18 protein-coding genes are annotated in these 20,180 nt (G+C 34.2%); 9 read left to right on the top strand and 9 right to left on the bottom strand.

Features of this window, described 5'->3' with window-relative positions; translation table 11 throughout:
- Positions 1 to 74 precede the first annotated feature (74 nt).
- Positions 75 to 1,265: a BaiN/RdsA family NAD(P)/FAD-dependent oxidoreductase gene (locus AC07XU_RS13070; RefSeq protein ID WP_494944221.1), complete on the bottom strand. Its 1,191-nt coding sequence runs from the start codon at positions 1,263 to 1,265 to the stop codon at positions 75 to 77.
- Positions 1,266 to 1,532: 267 nt separating this feature from the next.
- Here AC07XU_RS13070 and AC07XU_RS13065 point away from each other — a divergent pair, with 267 nt between their 5' ends.
- Both AC07XU_RS13065 and purE read left to right on the top strand, forming a co-directional pair.
- A complete protein-coding gene (locus AC07XU_RS13065; RefSeq protein WP_494944073.1) occupies positions 1,533 to 2,672 on the top strand; it encodes a 5-(carboxyamino)imidazole ribonucleotide synthase in 1,140 nt (379 codons plus the stop codon).
- A 128-nt stretch (positions 2,673 to 2,800) separates the two neighbouring features.
- Entirely contained in the window at positions 2,801 to 3,289 is a 489-nt protein-coding gene (gene purE, locus AC07XU_RS13060; protein WP_494944072.1) for a 5-(carboxyamino)imidazole ribonucleotide mutase, read from the top strand.
- A gap of 97 nt (positions 3,290 to 3,386) precedes the next feature.
- Here purE and AC07XU_RS13055 read toward each other — a convergent pair whose 3' ends face one another.
- The gene (locus AC07XU_RS13055; protein WP_494944071.1) at positions 3,387 to 3,950 is read right to left on the bottom strand and encodes a YqgE/AlgH family protein; all 564 of its coding nucleotides are present in this window, start codon (positions 3,948 to 3,950) and stop codon (positions 3,387 to 3,389) included.
- Between the two features lie 127 nt (positions 3,951 to 4,077).
- Here AC07XU_RS13055 and pdxH point away from each other — a divergent pair, with 127 nt between their 5' ends.
- On the top strand, positions 4,078 to 4,728 hold the full coding sequence (gene pdxH / locus AC07XU_RS13050; protein ID WP_494944070.1) for a pyridoxamine 5'-phosphate oxidase: 651 nt from the start codon (positions 4,078 to 4,080) through the stop codon (positions 4,726 to 4,728).
- On the opposite strand, the gene AC07XU_RS13045 is transcribed toward pdxH, so the two are convergent.
- The 4 genes from AC07XU_RS13045 to AC07XU_RS13030 are packed head-to-tail and all read right to left on the bottom strand — an operon-like array spanning position 4,729 to position 10,562.
- The gene (locus AC07XU_RS13045; RefSeq protein ID WP_494944069.1) at positions 4,729 to 5,400 is read right to left on the bottom strand and encodes a hypothetical protein; all 672 of its coding nucleotides are present in this window, start codon (positions 5,398 to 5,400) and stop codon (positions 4,729 to 4,731) included.
- Between the two features lie 56 nt (positions 5,401 to 5,456).
- Positions 5,457 to 6,032, bottom strand: a complete 576-nt coding sequence (locus AC07XU_RS13040; protein ID WP_494944068.1) for a hypothetical protein — start codon at positions 6,030 to 6,032, stop codon at positions 5,457 to 5,459.
- A 10-nt stretch (positions 6,033 to 6,042) separates the two neighbouring features.
- On the bottom strand, positions 6,043 to 7,536 hold the full coding sequence (locus AC07XU_RS13035; protein ID WP_494944067.1) for a RagB/SusD family nutrient uptake outer membrane protein: 1,494 nt from the start codon (positions 7,534 to 7,536) through the stop codon (positions 6,043 to 6,045).
- 11 nt (positions 7,537 to 7,547) lie between these two features.
- Positions 7,548 to 10,562 (bottom strand): SusC/RagA family TonB-linked outer membrane protein, encoded by a 3,015-nt coding sequence (locus tag AC07XU_RS13030; protein WP_494944066.1) that lies wholly within the window; start codon positions 10,560 to 10,562, stop codon positions 7,548 to 7,550.
- A 345-nt stretch (positions 10,563 to 10,907) separates the two neighbouring features.
- Between AC07XU_RS13030 and AC07XU_RS13025 the strand changes: the two genes are divergently transcribed.
- The 3 genes from AC07XU_RS13025 to AC07XU_RS13015 all read left to right on the top strand — a co-directional run bounded on the left by AC07XU_RS13025 (position 10,908) and on the right by AC07XU_RS13015 (position 14,833).
- Positions 10,908 to 11,795 (top strand): 3-hydroxyacyl-CoA dehydrogenase family protein, encoded by an 888-nt coding sequence (locus AC07XU_RS13025; protein ID WP_494944065.1) that lies wholly within the window; start codon positions 10,908 to 10,910, stop codon positions 11,793 to 11,795.
- A gap of 427 nt (positions 11,796 to 12,222) precedes the next feature.
- Positions 12,223 to 13,245, top strand: a complete 1,023-nt coding sequence (gene ruvB / locus AC07XU_RS13020; RefSeq protein WP_494944064.1) for a Holliday junction branch migration DNA helicase RuvB — start codon at positions 12,223 to 12,225, stop codon at positions 13,243 to 13,245.
- A gap of 79 nt (positions 13,246 to 13,324) precedes the next feature.
- Positions 13,325 to 14,833, top strand: a complete 1,509-nt coding sequence (locus AC07XU_RS13015) for a carbon-nitrogen hydrolase family protein (protein ID WP_494944063.1) — start codon at positions 13,325 to 13,327, stop codon at positions 14,831 to 14,833.
- A gap of 63 nt (positions 14,834 to 14,896) precedes the next feature.
- Here AC07XU_RS13015 and AC07XU_RS13010 read toward each other — a convergent pair whose 3' ends face one another.
- Positions 14,897 to 15,118, bottom strand: a complete 222-nt coding sequence (locus AC07XU_RS13010; protein ID WP_494944062.1) for a hypothetical protein — start codon at positions 15,116 to 15,118, stop codon at positions 14,897 to 14,899.
- Between the two features lie 98 nt (positions 15,119 to 15,216).
- Between AC07XU_RS13010 and queG the strand changes: the two genes are divergently transcribed.
- From queG to AC07XU_RS12995, 3 genes are read left to right on the top strand one after another with little or no spacing between them, the layout of a single operon-like run.
- A complete protein-coding gene (gene queG / locus AC07XU_RS13005; RefSeq protein ID WP_494944061.1) occupies positions 15,217 to 16,152 on the top strand; it encodes a tRNA epoxyqueuosine(34) reductase QueG in 936 nt (311 codons plus the stop codon).
- Positions 16,152 to 16,475 (top strand): hypothetical protein, encoded by a 324-nt coding sequence (locus AC07XU_RS13000; RefSeq protein WP_494944060.1) that lies wholly within the window; start codon positions 16,152 to 16,154, stop codon positions 16,473 to 16,475. The genes queG and AC07XU_RS13000 overlap by 1 nt, the downstream gene beginning before the upstream one ends.
- The gene (locus tag AC07XU_RS12995) at positions 16,472 to 16,894 is read left to right on the top strand and encodes a hypothetical protein (protein ID WP_494944059.1); all 423 of its coding nucleotides are present in this window, start codon (positions 16,472 to 16,474) and stop codon (positions 16,892 to 16,894) included. Before AC07XU_RS13000 ends, AC07XU_RS12995 begins: the two co-directional genes overlap by 4 nt.
- 262 nt (positions 16,895 to 17,156) lie before the next feature.
- On the opposite strand, the gene AC07XU_RS12990 is transcribed toward AC07XU_RS12995, so the two are convergent.
- Positions 17,157 to 19,049: a M1 family metallopeptidase gene (locus tag AC07XU_RS12990; RefSeq protein ID WP_494944058.1), complete on the bottom strand. Its 1,893-nt coding sequence runs from the start codon at positions 19,047 to 19,049 to the stop codon at positions 17,157 to 17,159.
- 94 nt (positions 19,050 to 19,143) lie between these two features.
- The gene (locus AC07XU_RS12985) at positions 19,144 to 20,100 is read right to left on the bottom strand and encodes an exonuclease domain-containing protein (RefSeq protein ID WP_494944057.1); all 957 of its coding nucleotides are present in this window, start codon (positions 20,098 to 20,100) and stop codon (positions 19,144 to 19,146) included.
- Positions 20,101 to 20,180: the final 80 nt, after the last annotated feature.

Below are 20,180 nucleotides of genomic sequence, written 5' to 3'. Positions count from 1 at the left end.
CAATCTTACCACCATGGGTGGGTTGTCTTTTATCGCTTTAAGATTGCTTCGTGCCTCGCAATGACGTAAGTAACTTACAAATTTTGTGCAATTACAAAACCACTTGCCCAAGCCCATTGAAAGTTATAACCACCTAGCCAACCGGTAACGTCTACACATTCGCCCCCGAAATACAAGCCAGGTAACTTCTTGCATTCTAAAGTTTTAGAAGAAATTTCATTGGTGTCAATTCCGCCACGCATTACCTCTGCTTTGTCGTAGCCTTTGTCGCCAGCTGGTTTTACTTTAAACTCATGAATAGTTTTAAATATGAGTTCCATTTCTACTTTATTTAAATCAGCAACCGTTTTAGTTAGTGGTAAAAACTTGCCTAATGCTTCTGTAAATTTTTTAGCATAAAAACGGTTCAACAAGGTTGATAACTGGTTTCTGCCATTTGTTTTACGTTCATCATCAATCACATCAATTATATTTTGATGAGGTAACAGATTGATATTGAACACCTCACCCCTACGCCAGTAGCTAGAAATCTGTAAAATTGCTGGGCCGCTTAAACCCCAATGCGTAAATAAAATATTTTCTTCGAAGGAAATTTCATCATTGCTTACCTCACAAAAAACCGAATTGCCTGAGAGCTGAGCATACCAATCTTCATCTTTACCAGTGATGGTTAGTGGTACAAGCGCTGGAGCGGTTTCTATAATATTTAAACCATGGTTACGAGCAAATCTCAAAGCAAAATCTGTTGCACCCATTTTCGGAATTGGCAAACCGCCACTTGCAATAACTAATTTGGGAGCAAATATTGATTTGTTTTTCTCTCCAGAAACATAATTAACTTTAAAACCATCGGCTATTTGTTCAACATCTTTTACATCAATATTGCACCAAATTTCTTGTTCCATTTCTTCGCAAAGCGATGTAAAAACCTCAACAATATCCTTGGCATTTTTATCTAATGGAAATAATTGTCCTAATGTTTTTTCTTTCCCAATTATGCCATAAGTTTCAAAAAAGGTAATGCTATCTTCAACCGTCCATTGTTTAAATGATGATTTTATGAAATGTGGGTTTTCAGAAATAAACTGTTCTGTAGTTGCATATTGGTTGGTGTAATTACATCTACCACCTCCAGAGATTAAAATTTTAGCACCAGGTTTACTGTTTTTTTCGAGTACAATTACTTTTTTACCTAAAAATCCAGCTTGCACTGCACACATTAATCCACAGGCACCGGCACCAATAATTATTGCATCTACATTCATTGTTGCAAAGGTAGAATTTTTGATTGGTTGCATTGTTGTTTTTTGCTAGCAGCAATGTCTTTTGTTAAATAGCCCCGACAGTAGCGTAAATACTTTTTGTTGTACAGACCATTTTACACCACCAAACCATCACAAAAAGATTGCAGCGTATGGCGGGACTATGCGTAGTTATGTGCAGAATTATTGCGCTTCTAATGTTAATCTAATCTACAATTTAACCATCTTATAGGTAAATTTTGCTATTTTTGCACAAACTTTAAAGTAATAATGGCAAAACAGATAAGCGAATTAAAATTGGGTATTTTAGGTGGCGGACAATTAGGAAGGATGCTAATTCAAGAAGCAATCAATTATAATTTAAGTATTTCTGCTTTGGATCCTGATCCTGATGCACCTTGTAAACATATTGCACATAAATTTGAATGTGGATCGATTACCGATTATGATACTGTATATAATTTTGGCAAAAAAGCCGATATCATTACCATTGAAATAGAAAAAGTTAATATTGAAGCGCTCGAACAGTTAGAAAAAGAAGGAAAAATTGTTTTTCCTCAATCGAGAGTGATAAGATTGATACAAGATAAAGGAGTTCAGAAACAGTTTTTTAAAGAAAATGATATTCCGACTGCTCCTTTTCAATTGGTTAATAGTAAAGAAGATATTTTAAACGCAAACTTCACTTATCCTTTTATTTTAAAGCAGCGTAAAGATGGCTATGATGGCAAAGGTGTGATGAAAATTAACAGCATTACAGAGGTTGAAAATGCCTTTGATGCACCATCATTAATTGAAGAGTTAATTGATTTTGAGAAAGAAATTGCGGTTATTGTTGCCAGAAATTCGAATGGCGACATGAAGACTTTTCCGATGGTAGAAATGGAGTTTAACGAGGAAGTGAACTTAGTTGAGTTTTTAATTTCGCCATCTACCTACCCAGAAGATATACAGCAAAAAGCAGAGCAAATTGCCTGTAACATTGCTCAAGCGCTTAACGTTACTGGTATTTTGGCTGTTGAAATGTTTGTAACCAGAGACGGAGAGATTTTAGTAAATGAGTTAGCTCCAAGACCGCATAACAGTGGTCACCATACGATTGAAGGTAATTACGTTTCGCAATTTGAACAGCATTTACGTGCTATTTTTAATTTGCCATTGGGCGATACTAGGTCAGTTAGCAATGCTGTGATGATAAATTTATTGGGCGAAAAAGGACACGATGGTTTGGCAAAATACAGTGGCTTAGAAAAAATTATGGCTATTGATGGTGTTTATGTGCATTTGTACGGTAAAAAATATACTAAGCCTTTTCGCAAGATGGGCCATGTTACAATTGTAGATCAAAACCGTGATTATGCAATTGAAAAAGCTAGGTTTGTACAGCAAACTTTGAAGGTTGTTTCTTAGGAGAAACTAGAATTGAGATATGAGATTTGAAACTACTTTCAAATCAACATAATTTATAAATCCCTGTGTGCAGCAGTCAGGGTCACAATCAACCGCATTGCTAAAAAAGAAGTAAATACGAAAATTATATGAGCGCAAAAGTAGGTATAATAATGGGCAGCAAATCTGATTTACCAGTTATGCAAGATGCTGCAGATATTTGTAAGGAATTTGGTATAGAATTTGAAATCACAGTTGTTTCTGCCCATAGAACGCCCGAGCGTATGTTTAATTATGCAAAAGAAGCTGCTGGTAAAGGCTTAAAAGTTATAATTGCTGGTGCTGGTGGTGCCGCACATTTACCTGGCATGGTTGCTTCTATTACTACATTGCCTGTAATTGGGGTGCCTGTAAAATCATCAAACTCAATTGATGGTTGGGATAGTATTCTTTCTATTTTACAAATGCCCAATGGTATTCCTGTAGCTACTGTTGCCTTAAATGCTGCTAAAAATGCAGGTTTATTGGCTGTGCAAATTTTGGCAACTTCCGATGATGATTTGGCTCAAAAAATGCAGGCATACAAAGAAGATTTGAGAAAAAAAGTAGAGGAAAGTGCTGCTGAAATGGAAGGATAGTACGAAAGTCGGACAAATTTTTAGTCGGAAAGATATAGAGTTTCATTGAAAATCGATAACCTTCATATTTATATTATCTTTCTGACTCACTGACCCCTCAATTCAAACTAGGATCACTTGGAAAATTACTTACATGAGCAAACTTTGGACCTAAGCTAACGATAACATCTCTCCATAGATCTTCCTCATTATTCGAAAAAATGATATCTGGTGTAAATTGATCAGAAACAATCCAAGTGTTTGATGCAATTTCTTCAGCTAACTGACCAGTTGACCAGCCAGAATATCCTAAAAAAAACTTGATTTCGTTGTTAGAAATACTATTGTTGTTCACCAAAATTTTTAGTGTTTCGAAATTACCACCCCAATAAATACCATTTACAATTTCTTCTCCACTATTCATCTTGTCGTTACAACGATGAATAAAATGTATGGTATCCATTTCTACAGGCCCACCAATAAACACTGGAAAATCTGCTCGCAATAAATCCGGAACTAAATCTTTTAAAAAGAACTGACTAATTTGGTTTAAGATAAAGCCTAATGTACCCTCTTCACTATGCTCTGCCATTAAAACTACGGAGCGTTTAAAATTTGGATCATTTAAAAAAGGTTCAGAGATGAGTAATTTCCCAGTAGATGGGATTGTGCTACTTAACATAATTGCATTTATAAAGCATTAATAAAATACAACATCAATAATTAAATAAATTATGATTGTTGTCATAAGCTTACAAAAATTAGAGATAGCTTGTACGTATTGATAAACTAAAGCCTATTTTTGTAATATGGAACTAACAAACGAGATGATACAAAGTTTAAGGCAAGATTATAAAGCTGCTGAACTGAGTGAAAAAGACGCAGACAAAAACCCGATTAAGCAATTCGAAAAATGGTTTACAGATGCATTGAATGCTAAAATATTTGAACCAAATGCCATGACATTGGCAACTGCCGATAAAACAGGTAAGCCTAATGCTCGTATTGTTTTGTTAAAAGGTTTTGATGAAAATGGTTTCAGTTTTTACACCAATTACCTAAGTCAAAAAGGTAAGGAAATGAAAAAAAACCCTCAGGCTTGCTTGGTATTTTTTTGGGGTGATTTGGAAAGACAAATACGTATTGAAGGCAAAATAGAGAAGTTGTCTAAAGAGACATCAGAAAAATATTTTCATAGCAGACCATTTGCAAGCCAAATCGGTGCAATTGCATCTCCTCAAAGTCAGGTTTTAAATGATAGGAAAGAGCTAGAAAATAAATTTGAAGCATTAAAAACACAATACGAAGGAAAAACTATACCTAAACCTGCGCATTGGGGCGGATATATTGTTAAACCAACATCAATTGAATTTTGGCAAGGCCGAAGAAGCAGGTTACACGACAGGATAAAATACGATTTAATTAACGGCAAATGGCAAACCAATAGGTTGGCACCATAATTACAAGATCGTATTGTAATACTCAATAATTTTTTTTAGATCTTCTTCCCTTTTAATATTTAATTTATTTTTTAAATAAAAATCAATTATCTGGGGAGATTTTTCTGCGTCTAGAAGTTTGGCTACATTTTTTATATCGTCTTTTTTAAAATTAACTAGTCCTCCATTTTTGAAGAAATAGTAAGTGACGTTATCCAGAACATTGCGAACTACAGTTGCTGAATTGAATTCTTTGGTTTCTGAAATTGATTTACTATTTTTTTTTAAAAGTTTAACTTTTAAATCGCTTAGCACTTCGAAATAAGAATTTTCATCAAAGTTTTTGATGCTAGGAAAGCCATTTCTAAAAAGGTACTTATTTTCATCATTTATCAAACTAAACTCTTTTACCGGCTGGTTAAAATAATATTCAAAGTCATTTTTGCCTAAAAAAATAACTTGATCTTGAACCAAATCATATTTTAAGGCTATATTCTTGATATTCTTTCCATCCTCAAAAGTAACATCACCTTTCAACCATTTGTCATTAAAAAAGGATGTTCCATTTAATTCAAGATAATTTTGTTCTTTTAAAACAGTGCCGCTAACATCGTTAAGATTTACTATTTGTGACTTAGCTTGTGAATATCCCAATAATGAGAAAAGAATGAATTGGAGAAAATATAATTTCATGTTTATTAAAAATAAAATTAGGCTTTGGAATTCCAAAGCCTAATCAACCGAATAATTTAAGTTTGAGAAATTCTTAGTCCTAATTTACTGTAATTAACACTAGGTTTTACATTATCATTTCCAACCAATTCTAAAACTAAATCTCTTGAACCAGAAGTAGCACCTGGATTTAAAATTTGAATAGTTAATTCTCCGAAACTAGAATTAGCAGGAATTATAAAACTACCTGTTGTAGTATAATGTACGCCACTAACAGCTGTAGTTACAGTAACATCTGCACCTGTTGCGTCTTTTTCAGTTGCAACAATCCTATAAGCAATTGTTTGATCTACTGGTTGTTGAGCAGTTATCAAATTAATCCTGAATTTAACAGTTCCCGATGTTCTTGTTAGTAATGGATCTGCAACTACTCCAGTGGCAGCAACAGATGTTGCAATGATAGATCTTCCATAACCTGGTACACGAGTTAAAATTGGATAAGTTCTTCCTGAAGCCACTGCATTTAAAGATGTTGCATCAAATTCAACTTGAGCCGGACCATCATATAAAAATCTAGTCTCTTCCAGCTTTTTGCATGAAAAAAGTGTAACAAGAGAAATTAGTAGTAAAGTATATATTTTAATGATTTTCATATTTATAATTTTAATAACCTGGATTTTGAACCAAACTTTTATTCACATCTATTTGGGCAGTAGGAATTTGTGCTAATATTCTCCTATCAGTATAATCAACACCCGCTATAGCATAAAGTGCTGCCGGATCTTTCGGAATATTTGCTTTGATTCTAACCAAATCCATCCATCTATGCCCTTCAAATGCCAACTCAAACCTTCTTTGAGCTAAAACATCTGTTAAAACATTAGCAGCAGTAGTAGATAATGGTAAAGCTGTTAGTCCTGCTCTAGTTCTAATTAAATTAATATCTGCTATGGCCAAAGCAACGCTAGCTGCATCAGCTTTTCTTGCATAGGCTTCTGCTCTATTTAGTAAAATTTCTGATGTTCTAAAAACTACTATATCATCCAAACCATTTTCTCCACCCGTGCCACTATATTTATTTGAGTAATATAATCCTGTTTGACCCGCTTTGCACCAAGGTCCATCAATTAATTGCGTACGTCTAATATCGTTAGCTGCAAAAGAAGCATAAAATGCAGGAGCTACACGTAAATCTGACAAACTAATTCTTGCAGGGTTACCAGTACAGCTATTATTAATTGGTTTTGGATAAATACTAAACCATGCTTGTAATGAACCGCCACCCAAATTATCTGCTGGATTTTTACTAATCTGCCATATCGATTCTGATTTATCTTTGTATGTTCTCCACATTGTTACCAGATCTGCCCCCGTAGCTGCAACATTTGTTTGCTTTGTATTTATACTAGTTGTGTTTAGCACAGCAGTAGAATTAGAAATTGTTGCATCTAAATCTAACGTGTATAATGATACCCTACTCAATAACGATTGTGCAGCAGCTCTTGAAATATAAGCTTTACTTGGTCTAGCTGTATTGTTAAGCAAACCAATTGCAGCCGTTAGATCAGATTTAATTAAAGCATAAACCTGCTCATTTGTACTTCTAGCGGGATACTCTACCTCTTCAAGCGTTTTAGAAGGTTTAGTAATGATCGGAACACCTAATTTCCAGCCACCAACTTCATTACCAGGTATATAACCATATGATGTTATTAATTGAAAATATGCTAATGCCCTAAAAAATAAAGCTTCTCCTTTATAAAGATTCTTATTATCAGCACTTGCATCAACCAATATTCCATTATCAATAGCATCAATTACCAAATTTGCTCTAAAAATTTGGCTATAGTTATCAGACCAGTTCCCTAAAGTTGTTCCAACTTGATTTGCCTCCTGAGTTCTGTAGCTATTGTTATTTGTTGATGTGTTAATAACATGATCTGCTAAAAGTTCTGGCAACAAAATTCTGCTAAGCCCATAATTACCTGAAGCTCCAAAGCTGGTATAGATTGAGTTTAATAAAGCATTTACTCCTGTTGAAGATGTTAAAGCAATCTCTGGAGATATAGATTGTTTAGGTTCTGTTGTTAATAATTTTTTACAAGAGACTGTAAAAATGAAACAGAATAGTAATAAATAGTATATATTTTTTTTCATGATTATAAATTTTATAAGCCGATTTGAATACCTGCAGTTAACATTTTTCCTTGTGGAAACACACCTAGATCACCTCCAACAACTTCGGGATCATATCCAGTATAACCAGTTATAGTAGCTAGGTTTACAGCTTGTAAGAATATTTTTGCACTTCTCATCTTAATTTTGGCTAGCAAATTATTATCAAATTGATAAGATAATGAAACTTGTTTTAATCTTACATAAGAGCCAGACTCGTAATTTCTACTTGTAAACGAAGTCATACCTCTATGATTTGGTTCGCTGCTAATAAACCTTGGCTGGTCGGTAATTTGGCCTGGAGTAGTCCATCTTCTCTCGTATGCCCTTAAGCTATAATTTGTTTCTGCAGCACCAGATCTTTCTATAAAGAAGTTATTATTGTTAATAATAGTATTTCCGAATTGACCTTGTAAAAACACAATTAATTCTACGCCTTTATAAGAGAAAGTGTTAGATAATCCTCCATAACTAGTCGGCAAACCATATCCAATTATTCTTCTTGCATCCGTTACTCCTGATTCGCTTGGTAAATAAGTAGGATTATTATTTACATCGTAAAAGAAACCTCTACCGGTTGCTGCATTAACACCAGCAAATTCTACAATATAAATTGGTGATAAAGATTTGCCTAAAAACACAGTTGTGCCGATCCTATCTTGACCTTCGATAAGTTTAGTTACTTTATTACTTAATAACGTCCAGTTAAAATCTGTTCTCCATTTAAAGCCCTTATCGATATTAGAGCTACTAATTTCAAATTCTAAACCCTGGTTTCTAACTTCTCCAACATTTTGTGATATAGAAGAAAAACCAGAAGTGGTTGGGAGTGGCTTATTCAATAAAAGGTTTTTTGAAGTTCTTCTAAAAACATCTACACTTCCAGTAATTCTATTTTTTAAAAAAGCATAATCTAAACCTAAGTTTGCCGAATGACTTTCTTCCCAGGTTAACAAATCGTTTCCTAACTGACTAGGGTTTATTCCACCAACGTTATTGTATGCACCAGTACCAATAAATAACGATCTTGAAGCAAAATTACCAATGTCACTATTACCAGTAATACCATATGATGCACGAATTTTAAGCTCATTCAAGAAATCAACATCTTTTAAGAAGTTTTCTTGTGAGATTCTCCACGCAGTTGATACAGATGGAAAAAGACCAAATTTATTCGCATCTCCAAAACGAGAAGAACCATCATATCTTAATGTCGCGCTTAAAATATACTTTTCTTTAAACGTATAATTTGCACGAGTAAAATAACCTGCTAACCTCCATATTGTATAATTTGCACTAACACTTGTTGGCGTAGCAGCTGATTGTAAGGTATTAAATAGTTCATTAGGAAAACCCTGTCCGCTAGCAGTAATTGTTGTATTAATTACATTTCTATAACTAAATCCTAGCAATGCAGAAAAGTCATGAGCCTGACCAAACTTCTTTGTATAGTTCAAAACCTGATCCGTTGACCAATTTATTTGTCTGGTGTTTAACGCACTTGCAGATCCACTTACTCCAGATCCACCTAAAGTTCTTGGATCAATATATCTATCTTCTAAGATATCAGTATAATCTAAATAATAGCTAGATTTAAAAGACAAACCTTGTATAATTTGATAAGTACCGCTCACACTGCCTAATAATTGATTTGTGGTACCTTTGTTAATGTCATAAGTTGCTGATTTTACAACATTCGTTGTTCTAGTACCTAATATAGGCTCATCAGCAAAAGATCCATCCGCTTTATAAATAGGTTGTATAGAAGGAACGGTTAAAGCCGAAAGCAACATGCTACCACCAGCATTAGAAGATGGAACGGCATTCTGTGAATAGGTAGCTAAGTTAATTTTTGCATCAAATTGTAATTTAGATGATGCTTTATGATTAAGGTTTGCTCTAAAAGTTCCTCTAGTGAAATCTGTAGCAATCAACTGACCTTGAGTTTTATTATAAGATCCTGACAAAAAGAAGGTAGTATTTTCACTTCCACCATTTGCAGTCAATTCAATAATATCTGATTTACCTGTTCTTGTTACTTCATCTATCCAGCTATAAGTAGGCGCTTGACTAAACGTAGCAGGCAAATACCCATAAGCACCCTGAAAATTAGTGGTTATGTTTGGATCTAAACTAGGCGTTCTGCCAGCATTAATACCGCTGTTAGCTCTAGCTTCGTAAACAGCTGCCAAAAATTCTGGACCATTGGTTAATGGTACTGTCCTTATCATTTCATTTATACCACTTTGGTAACTAACATTGAACTGAGTTTTACCAGATTTACCCTTTTTAGTTGTAATTATTACAACTCCATTGGCTGCTTGGGCACCATAAATTGCTGCTGCAGCAGCATCTTTTAAAACATCAATAGATTCAATGTCGTTTGAATTTAAACCTGCCAAAGAGTTAGATGATGTTAAACTTCTAGATAGATCACCACCTTCAACCTGTACACCATCAATAATATATAAAGGGTTGTTACCAGCATTTATAGATCCAGTACCTCTAATCCTTACTGTTACAGCCCCGCCAGGATAGCCATTGTTACCAGCAACCTGCACCCCAGCCATACGTCCTTGCATTGCCCTATCAAAAGATTGTATCGGAATATTTTCAATCGTGCTACCTTTCAATTGGGTAACAGCGCCAGCAATATCTCTTTTCTTTTGAACTCCAAAACCAGTAACAACAATTTCGTTAAGAGATTTTGGATCGCCGACTAACATGGCGTTTATAACAGACCTGTTGTTAATTTGCTCAATTACAGTTTGGAAACCTAAATAGCTAAATTCTAAAGACGTAGCCGTTGATGGAACAGATATTGAATAAGTACCATCTGATTTAGTTTGTAAAGCAATTGAAGTTCCGGTAACTTTTACAGACACTGATGGTATTGGCAAACCATCATCTTTGCTTGTTACCTTTCCGGTAATTAATTTGTTCTGCGCAAATAAGAAATTCGCAAAAACCAATGTAAAAACAATTAAAGCGAGTAATTTTTTTTTCATTTAAGTTAATTTAGATTATTATTTAGTTAATTATTTTACAAATAAGATAAATTTTTAAATAAAAAGAAAGTAATTTTAGACAAGCGGTTAAAATTTATATAATAAAGCTCATAAAAAGTCAATTTTCAATACTTTTTAGGTGTTTTCTATCAAAAACAGACATAAAAAACTAAAATTTTAGTTAAAATCAAGACACCATCAGAATATACGTAAGTTAATTTCTATTATTTTATGAAATAAACAGCTAAACATGCATAATTAAGTTGCGACACCTATAGAAATCGTATTATTAATTTTATATGTAATAATGGATGTTAATGTTAAATTTGGAATATAATTGAGAACATGAAAAACATTACAGTAATAGGCTCTGGCACTATGGGCAATGGCATTGCACATACTTTTGCGCAATTTGGTTACAGCGTTAATTTAGTTGATATTAATGCAGAAGCTTTAGAAAAAGCAATTACAACCATTACAAAAAACCTAGATAGACAGGCTACAAAAGGTACATTAACCGCCGAACAAAAAAAAGCTACTTTAGCTAACATTACAACAATTACAGATTTACAAAGTGGTGTTAAAAATGCCGACTTGGTTGTAGAAGCTGCTACAGAAAATATAGATTTAAAACTTCAAATATTTAAAGATTTAGATCAATTTGCAGAACCTAATGCAATTTTGGCAAGCAACACCTCCTCTATTTCCATCACTAAAATTGCATCGGTAACCAACCGTGGCGATAAAGTAATTGGCATGCACTTTATGAACCCAGTGCCAGTAATGAAACTTGTTGAGGTAATTAGAGGCTACGCAACTAGCAACGAGACTACACAACAAGTTATGAAGCTTTCTAAGCAATTAGAAAAAACTCCCGTAGAAGTAAATGATTACCCAGGTTTTGTAGCCAACAGAATTTTAATGCCCATGATAAATGAGGCAATTTATACTTTATATGAAGGTGTAGCTGGTGTAACCGAAATCGATACAGTAATGAAACTTGGCATGGCGCACCCAATGGGGCCATTGCAACTCGCTGATTTTATTGGTTTAGATGTATGCTTGGCCATTTTAAACGTGCTTCATCAAGGTTTTGGAAACCCAAAATACGCACCATGCCCATTATTGGTAAATATGGTTACTGCTGGTAAAAAAGGAGTAAAAAGTGGCGAAGGTTTTTACGATTACAGCAATGGTGTAAAAGAAGCGAAAGTGGCTGCAAAGTTTAGCTAATTAAAGTTGAAGCGCAAATAACTGCATCTATTTACGGTAGTCCCACCATTCGCTATATCTTTTGGCAAAACTTACAATGTAAGTTTTAAAAAGCCAAAAGGATATCGCTGCTGTTGGGGCTATTGTACTTAAAGCGGTGCAAAATAAAACCTAAATAGTTGCAAAAGCTTTGCGTTTCAAACCTGATTGCAACGAATATACTTTTTTGTTTTTTGCCTCGCGTCATACCGAAATGAGGAACGATTGAGGTATCTGTTAGTTAATACTTCTATCTTACAGATTTCTCCTATCGTCGAAATGACGAAAAACAAAAAGATAGTAGTGAAAAGCAGGACATTATTTAAACAAGAGCTGCAGCAATTGCTTTTCTAGTAATTGTAATTATATTTATCAGCTCAATACTTTATTAAAAATATATCTTTGTACAATGAATGAAAACCTAGACCCATCTTCAGATCATTTAACTCCCATTGAACGTGATATCGAAAAGGTGCTACGTCCGCAGGAGTTTGAAGATTTTACGGGTCAGGATAAGATCTTAGAAAATTTAAAGATTTTTGTTAAAGCAGCAAAACTACGCGGCGAAGCTTTAGATCATGTACTTTTACACGGGCCACCCGGATTAGGGAAAACAACACTTTCCTACATTATTGCCAATGAAATGGGGGTAAATATTAAAGTAACCTCTGGTCCGGTTTTAGATAAACCAGGCGATTTAGCTGGTTTATTAACCAATCTTGAAACTGGCGATATTCTATTTATTGACGAAATTCACCGTTTATCGCCTTTGGTAGAAGAGTATTTGTACTCAGCCATGGAAGATTTTAAGATTGATATTATGTTAGAAAGCGGACCAAATGCCCGTTCGGTGCAAATTGGTTTAAATCCGTTTACTTTGGTTGGTGCCACTACGCGTTCTGGTTTGCTAACTGCACCTTTAAGAGCGAGGTTTGGCATTAACTCTCGACTAGCCTATTACGATGCTAAAATTTTAACTACAATCGTTTTACGTTCATCTGCGATATTAAACACACCAATATCAGACGAAGGTGCTTATGAAATTGCCCGCCGTAGTCGTGGTACACCACGTATTGCCAATGCGCTATTACGTAGAACCAGAGATTTTGCCCAAATTAAAGGTAATGGAAGCATTGATACCGAAATTGCTCGTTATGCTTTAACCGCCTTAAATGTTGATGTACATGGTTTAGACGAAATGGATAATAAAATTTTACTAGCCATTATTGATAAATTTAAAGGCGGTCCAGTAGGTTTAAAAACCATTGCAACTGCAGTTGGAGAAGATGATGGAACCATTGAAGAAGTTTACGAACCTTTTTTAATACAAGAGGGCTATTTAATGCGTACCGCTAGAGGTAGAGAAGTTACCGAAGCTGCTTATAAACATTTAAATAGAATTAAATTGGGACAAACAGGCAAACTTTTTTAGTGTATTTACTGTTCTTAAATTAACAATTACATTTTCTAAATTTAGGTAAGAATTTTCTTTCTGCCTTTTAACATATTTTATGAATATAGACATACGAAAACTCACCATAGAGGATTATAATGATTTACGCGAATCCATGGTGCAGGCATATGATACCAGTGGTAACGGAATTTGGAGCAAAGCAAATATCCAAAACTTGCTAAATATCTTTCCAGAAGGCCAACAATGTATATCGGTTGATGATAAGGTGGTAGCTTGTTCGCTGTCTATTATTGTTGATTATGATATTTTTGGAGATAATCATACCTATGAAGATATTACGGGGAAATATTCATTTTCAACGCATACATCTAGCGGAAACGTTTTATATGGTATTGAGGTTTTTGTGCATCCAGAATATCGTGGTTTACGTTTAGCCAGAAGATTATACGAAGCCCGAAAAGAGCTTTGTGAAACTTTAAATCTTGAAAGTATTATTGCTGGCGGCCGAATTCCGGGTTATCATGAGCATGCAGACAAGCTTAATCCCAGACAATATATTGATAAGGTTAAATCTAAAGAAATTTACGATCCTACGCTTACTTTCCAAATCTCTAACGATTTTCACGTACGTAAAATTCTTAAAAATTATTTGCCTGGCGATCTAGAATCAAAAGAATTTGCAACACTTATTGAGTGGAATAATATTTATTATCAAGATAATGTATCTGCCAGATCTGCGAAGACAATTAGGTTAGGTTTGGTGCAATGGCAAATGCGTTTATTCCCTGATATTGATGCTTTTTACGAGCAAGTGAAGTTTTTTGTTGATGCAGTAAGCGGATATAAATCGGATTTTATCATGTTTCCTGAGTTTTTTAATACACCTTTATTAGAGCCATATAACCACCTACCAGAAATGGAAGCGATGCGTAAATTGGCAGAAAGCACTGAAGAAATTGTAAAAAGACTTCAAGAATATGCCGTTTCTTACAACGTAAATATCATATCTGGCAGTATGCCAATTATTGAAGACGGGAAACTTTACAATGCAACTTATTTATGCCACAGAAATGGATTAACTGAAGATTATAGAAAAATACATATTACACCAAATGAGCAGAAATATTACGGCATGAGTGGTGGTGATAAAATTGGTGTTTTTGATACAGATTGCGGTAAAATTGGAATTTTAATTTGCTATGATGTTGAGTTTCCTGAATTGAGTAGAATTTACGCCGATCAAGGGATGCAAATTTTATTTGTTCCATTTTTAACAGATACGCAAAACGGATACACTCGAGTTAGAAGATGTGCACAAGCAAGAGCAATTGAAAATGAATGTTATGTAGCAATTGCTGGTTGTGTTGGTAATTTGCCTAAAGTAAACAATATGGATATTCAATTTGCACAATCAGCAGTATTTACACCTTCAGATTTTGCATTTCCTACAAATGCAGTTAAGGCAGAAACAACGCCTAATACAGAGATGATGTTAGTTGTTGATGTTGACTTGCATCTTTTAGACGAATTACACCATTTTGGAACTGTTAAGATTTTGAAAGACAGACGTAAAGACTTATATGAAGTAAAGTTATTGAAGAGTTAAATAATTAAATAAACTTTGTTTTTAAAAAAAGCCATGATATTTAAACATCATGGCTTTCAGTTTTTATTGGGTTACATTATTTCTAAAAAACAAGAAATAAATAACCAATAATACAATCACAACTATCGGGATAATCCATTTCATTGCTTGTCCTGCTCCCTCATTGTCAGGTTCGTTTACTGTTGGCGCTGGACCAGGATTTTGTTTATGTTTTTCGTAATCAGTTTCAATTGGTGGAACTGGTTTGTTTGGATCTTCGGTATGGTTTGGCGTTGAATTTTCCATGATTTCTATAATTTAGTTTAAAAGTGATAGCTTTCCTATCAAATACTAAACAAGCAGAAAGCTTAAAAGGTTTTTGGTCAAAACCCTATCTTTGTTCAATGTTCAATAATTCTGCAAAATATAGTAAAATGATAAAGGATGAGGCCTTACGCCTTGGCTTTATGGCTTGCGGAATTAGCAAAGCTGATTTTTTGGAGGAAGAAGCACCAAGATTAGAAAATTGGCTTAATAAAAATCACCATGGAGAAATGGCCTACATGGCCAATCATTTTGATAAACGTCTTGATCCTCGTTTACTGGTTGAAGGTGCAAAATCGGTTGTTTCACTAACATTAAACTATTTTACTGAGCAGCAGCAAGCAGATCTTAATGCGCCAAAAATATCTAAATATGCCTACGGATTAGATTATCACACTGTGATAAAAGAAAAGCTAAAACAATTAATGGCTTTTATTAATGACAATATTGGTGAAGTTGGCGGGAGATGTTTTGTAGATTCTGCCCCTGTAATGGATAAAGCTTGGGCACAGAAAGCTGGTTTGGGTTGGAGAGGGAAAAACACCAATTTAATAAGTAAAAATGCTGGTTCCTTCTTTTTTATTGCAGAGCTGATAATTGATTTGGAACTAGATTATGATACGCCTTTTGCCGCAGATCATTGTGGCTCATGTACGCGTTGCATAGACGCCTGCCCCACTGATGCAATTGTTGCCCCTTATACGGTTGATGGCAGCAAATGTATTTCTTATTTAACTATTGAATTAAAAAACGAAATACCAACCGAGTTTAAAGGTAAAATGGATAATTGGATGTTTGGCTGTGATGTTTGTCAGGATGTTTGCCCATGGAATAGATTTTCTACCCAACACAGCGAACCGGCATTTGAGCCAGCTATGGAATTGTTAAATCTTAAAAAAGACGAGCTCATAGAAATGACAGATGAAGTTTTTAAACGAGTTTTTAAAAATTCGGCTGTAAAAAGAACAAAATTTAATGGCTTAAAAAGAAATATTGATTTTTTGAAGGAGGTGTAATGAAATATATAACTTTGATATTTTTTGTACTTACCCAAAGTTTAAGTGCGCAAACACTACAATTACCTCATCGCAAAGCGGATGCACTAACTGGCTCTGCCTTCGCAAAATCAATTTCTGATAGCTCGCTCACTTTAGCGCAGCGAGAAAAAATCATTTTTAAAGAAATTAAGAATGGAAATGTGCCTAACTTTTTAAGAAAATTGACTAAAATAACTGATAGTACTAAATCGGATTTGGGAGTTGGTAAATTTTCTATCTATTATGTATTGGCCGATTACTTTTGCATTGGCACCGATAAAGACTTTTTTATGTACCAATGACACCAATTTTAGCTCAAAAAATTGCAGATTTAACAAAATGTAATTTACCCACAAAAAGAATGGTCGATCAAATTTATAAAAATGCTACCATCAAATTAGAGCCAAAACCTATTCCGACTTCTAAAGCTATGACAACCGTTCCTTTATTTATTGCTCACACAGAAATTATAAAGATGCAATTAAAAGATTTTGAGTTAGCACATAAAAATGGAAATCTCACAGCTGGCCATAAAAAAGACATCATAATATCTAACAGAATTTATGGTGAAAAAACACCCAGAGTAGTAATTTATGGCTGGCATAAATTAGATGGAAAACCAATACAGCCTGTGTATAATAAACATACTAACACTTGGGCAGATTACAGCCATGGTGTTAGATTGGTGCAAAAATACGTTTGGGTTAACAAAAAAAGATGAACCTGGCTAAGGTTATAAAAGACGAAAAGCTAAGCATTTTACTTAGTGATGAAGGAAGGATAGAAAAATCTTACTATCCAGCGACTGAATATTAGCATGATCCAACCTCAAATAATTGTATTGTTTTTAGTTAATTAAACGGGATTGAAGCGTAAATACTTTTTTGTTTCGTTCTCATTCGACTACGTACAGTTTAAACAGGGCAAAAAAGATTGTAGCAAAAAGCCCGACTAACATTAATCGGGCTTGTGTTTTTGCTTTACTAATTTTTAACATTAAATGTATTGTCGCTTCTGTCTTTATCAGGCACATGACTACTTCCTAAAACAACTTTTTTTAAGGTTTTATTGGTTTCAATAGTTTTAGTAAATTCTTTGTTTCCATCTTTCCAAGCTATAATACTAGTGTTTACTTTTTCAGTTGTACCATCCTGATAAGTTAAGGTTAAATGAACTGGTAGTGGGTTATTGCTCTTATTTTGCACTATAATTTGATATCCATTTGTTGTTTTAACTACATCTTTAATGGCCAAATCTAAAATACCAGTTTCAAAAAACCAGGGTTTCCAAAACCAATCTAGGTTTTCTCCAGCTCCGGTATTCATGCTGTAAAAGAAATCCAAAGGCATTGGATGCTTTCCATTCCAGTTTTTAATGTAATGATGCAAAGCCTTGGTAAAGCGTTCATCGCCCAAATATTCCTTAACAAAAAGATAACCGAAACCAGGTTTTGGATAATTATTGATAAATGTACCTGCTCCTTTAAGTTCGGTTGTTTGTGTTACAATTGGCACATCATCCTTTCCGCCAGATAAACTACCAGTTTGTGCAACTCCATAATCATCAACTATGGTTGTATCTATCATCGGAGAAATCAACCACTCTCCTATTGTTGCCCAACCTTCGTCCATCCAACCATATTTGGTTTCATTTATGCCCATGTAAAAAGGAAACATGGTATGAAAAATTTCATGATCGGTTAAAGTAATGGCATCAAAAGTATTATCGGTTGGATTATCATTTACCATCATTGGATATTCCATTTGGTCTAAGCCATCAAAAACAGTTATATGAGGATATGGAAATGGCCATTTTGGGAATTCATAACTCATAGCGTGAACAGTTTTATGAGCAAAGTCTATTACCTCGTAATAATCTTTATGTTTTGCATTAAAAACTGCATCAACTCTTGTTCTGCGTTTTGTTTTTGGATCTACAACCAAACTATTCGATTTCCATAAATAATGATTACTTGTTGCAAAAGCAAAATCAACCACATTTTTGGCATCAAATTTAAAGGTATTAAAAGTTTTTTGAGCCGTTACCGCATTATTGGCCAAGTCGTTACTATCAATTACATCAATAGTTATTTCGCTTTTTTCTGCCTCTTGTAGTTTAGTAAATACCTTTTTACTTAAAACCTCTGCTCCGTTTACTAAATCCCCTGTGGCCCAAACTCCATAATTTTTTGGTACTGTAATGGCGACTTTAAAATTGCTAAAATCATTATAAAATTCTTCCGCTCCACTATATGGTATTTTATTCCAACCATCAACATCATCGTAAACTGCAACACGCGGAAAGAAATAAGCAATAAAATGTGCACCATCATCAACTTGTCCGGTTCTTTGGTGAGATCCTTTATTCAAAATGTATTGATATTCAATCTTGAAGGTCATTGATTTTCCAACCGCTAAAGTTGGCACTTTAATGTGCATATTGGTACCATCTATCACTAAACTAGCGGTATCTTTCGGCTGGTTGTTTATCGAAATACTTTTAATATTTACACCTTCTCCTAAATCACGTTCGTTAAATTTTGATTTACGAGGAACTCCTTTTTTATATAAATTAGGATAGAGTTTAAACCAAATTTCCTCTAAATTATCAGGACTGTTATTGGTGTATTTAATTTCTACCGTTCCTTTAATCAATCTAGTTTCTGGATTGAAGCTGATTTGCATTTGGTAATCGGCTGTATTTTGCCAATAGTTTTTTCCGGGAGCACCCGAAACATCACGAGTACCTTTTTGGTAAGCTGCCTTATAAACTGGATCTACAGCTAATTGAGCTTGTAGATTGCTATATACTGCAAGTACAAGTATTAAAGATGCTAGAAAGCTAACAAAGAACTTTTTGTGAATTTTGTCGATCATTTTTTATTATAAAGATGTATTACTGTATTTTTTTACCACCTAAGTCACCTAAGAACACTTAATTTTTATTCATTTTTCTGGTTAACGATTCAATTTATTTCCCAAATTTCATTTTCAATTGCTCTAGCATATCATTGTTAATGGGCTTAGCAGGTTCTTGAGGTTTTGGTATACGTGAGGCTTCTGGTTTTCTAACTTCTGTTTTAGGAGCTTGATTTTGCTGTTTGTTTTGTTTTGTCTCTTCTTTCTTTTTACTCCAACGAGCCCAAATCTCATCCAATTTCTTTTTGGTATACAAAGGGAAATCTCCTTGTTTCATCCAGGCGTAATAGCTCGGCTCTACATCTAAAACAGACTCTACAGTTCTACCTTTGTGTTTACCGAAATTAATTACCTCTTCACCATTTTCGTTATAAACCATTCTGCCAGCAAAATCTACCACTTTATTCATGTTGGTAAATTCATGCAAAGCATCAACATTATTTTGTACCGGTTTAGATTTTACACCTTTTTTATCTTCAAATTCAACATCTTGATATTTATCTAATTGAGCTAACAAAACTTCATAAGTAGCTTTAATATCTGCCTCTGCAGAATGGGCATTTATAATATCTTTTTGGCAGTAAAATTTATAAGCAGCTTTTAAAGTGCGCTGTTCCATTTGGTGAAAAATATTTTGCACATCAACAAATTTTCTATCGCCCATGTCAAAATCAATTCCTACACGTAAAAACTCTTCTAATAGCATAGGGATATCAAACTTGTTTGAATTGTAACCAGCTAAATCAGCATCACCAATAAATGCGGCTATTTCTGCGGCAGCTTGTCCAAAAGTTTGCGCATCTTTAATATCTTCATCATAAATGCCATGTATTAAAGAAGTAACCAAAGGGATAGGAATTTGAGGATTTATTCTTTTACTTAGAATTTGCTCTGTTCCATCAGGCATTGCCTTTAAAATAGCAATTTCTACAATACGGTCTGCACCAACATTTATCCCAGTTGCCTCTAAATCGAAAAAAGCTAACGGACGTTTTAAGTTTAATTTCATTTTTTAATAGCTGTAATGTTTAGGTAGACTGAACTTGCAGCTACTTATCATTCAAAAATGCTAAAAAGGTTTGGTTAGTC

Source organism: Pedobacter sp. GW456-11-11-14-TSB4 (genome assembly GCF_059424425.1).
The sequence above is the reverse complement of the archived record's forward strand: the minus strand, read 5'-3'. Positions and strand labels throughout refer to the sequence as shown.

Bases quoted from the DNA above. Each gene is read 5' to 3' on its own strand.
- purE (WP_494944072.1), top strand. From the start codon at position 2,801: ATGAGCGCAAAAGTAGGTATAATAATGGGCAGCAAATCTGATTTACCA.
- AC07XU_RS13070 (WP_494944221.1), bottom strand. From the start codon at position 1,265: ATGAATGTAGATGCAATAATTATTGGTGCCGGTGCCTGTGGATTAATG.
- AC07XU_RS13035 (WP_494944067.1), bottom strand. From the start codon at position 7,536: ATGAAAAAAAATATATACTATTTATTACTATTCTGTTTCATTTTTACA.
- AC07XU_RS13065 (WP_494944073.1), top strand. From the start codon at position 1,533: ATGGCAAAACAGATAAGCGAATTAAAATTGGGTATTTTAGGTGGCGGA.
- AC07XU_RS13000 (WP_494944060.1), top strand. From the start codon at position 16,152: ATGAAATATATAACTTTGATATTTTTTGTACTTACCCAAAGTTTAAGT.
- AC07XU_RS13055 (WP_494944071.1), bottom strand. From the start codon at position 3,950: ATGTTAAGTAGCACAATCCCATCTACTGGGAAATTACTCATCTCTGAA.
- AC07XU_RS13030 (WP_494944066.1), bottom strand. From the start codon at position 10,562: ATGAAAAAAAAATTACTCGCTTTAATTGTTTTTACATTGGTTTTTGCG.
- AC07XU_RS13040 (WP_494944068.1), bottom strand. From the start codon at position 6,032: ATGAAAATCATTAAAATATATACTTTACTACTAATTTCTCTTGTTACA.
- AC07XU_RS12985 (WP_494944057.1), bottom strand. From the start codon at position 20,100: ATGAAATTAAACTTAAAACGTCCGTTAGCTTTTTTCGATTTAGAGGCA.
- AC07XU_RS13045 (WP_494944069.1), bottom strand. From the start codon at position 5,400: ATGAAATTATATTTTCTCCAATTCATTCTTTTCTCATTATTGGGATAT.
- AC07XU_RS13025 (WP_494944065.1), top strand. From the start codon at position 10,908: ATGAAAAACATTACAGTAATAGGCTCTGGCACTATGGGCAATGGCATT.
- queG (WP_494944061.1), top strand. From the start codon at position 15,217: ATGTTCAATAATTCTGCAAAATATAGTAAAATGATAAAGGATGAGGCC.
- ruvB (WP_494944064.1), top strand. From the start codon at position 12,223: ATGAATGAAAACCTAGACCCATCTTCAGATCATTTAACTCCCATTGAA.
- AC07XU_RS12990 (WP_494944058.1), bottom strand. From the start codon at position 19,049: ATGATCGACAAAATTCACAAAAAGTTCTTTGTTAGCTTTCTAGCATCT.
- AC07XU_RS13015 (WP_494944063.1), top strand. From the start codon at position 13,325: ATGAATATAGACATACGAAAACTCACCATAGAGGATTATAATGATTTA.
- pdxH (WP_494944070.1), top strand. From the start codon at position 4,078: ATGGAACTAACAAACGAGATGATACAAAGTTTAAGGCAAGATTATAAA.
- AC07XU_RS13010 (WP_494944062.1), bottom strand. From the start codon at position 15,118: ATGGAAAATTCAACGCCAAACCATACCGAAGATCCAAACAAACCAGTT.
- AC07XU_RS12995 (WP_494944059.1), top strand. From the start codon at position 16,472: ATGACACCAATTTTAGCTCAAAAAATTGCAGATTTAACAAAATGTAAT.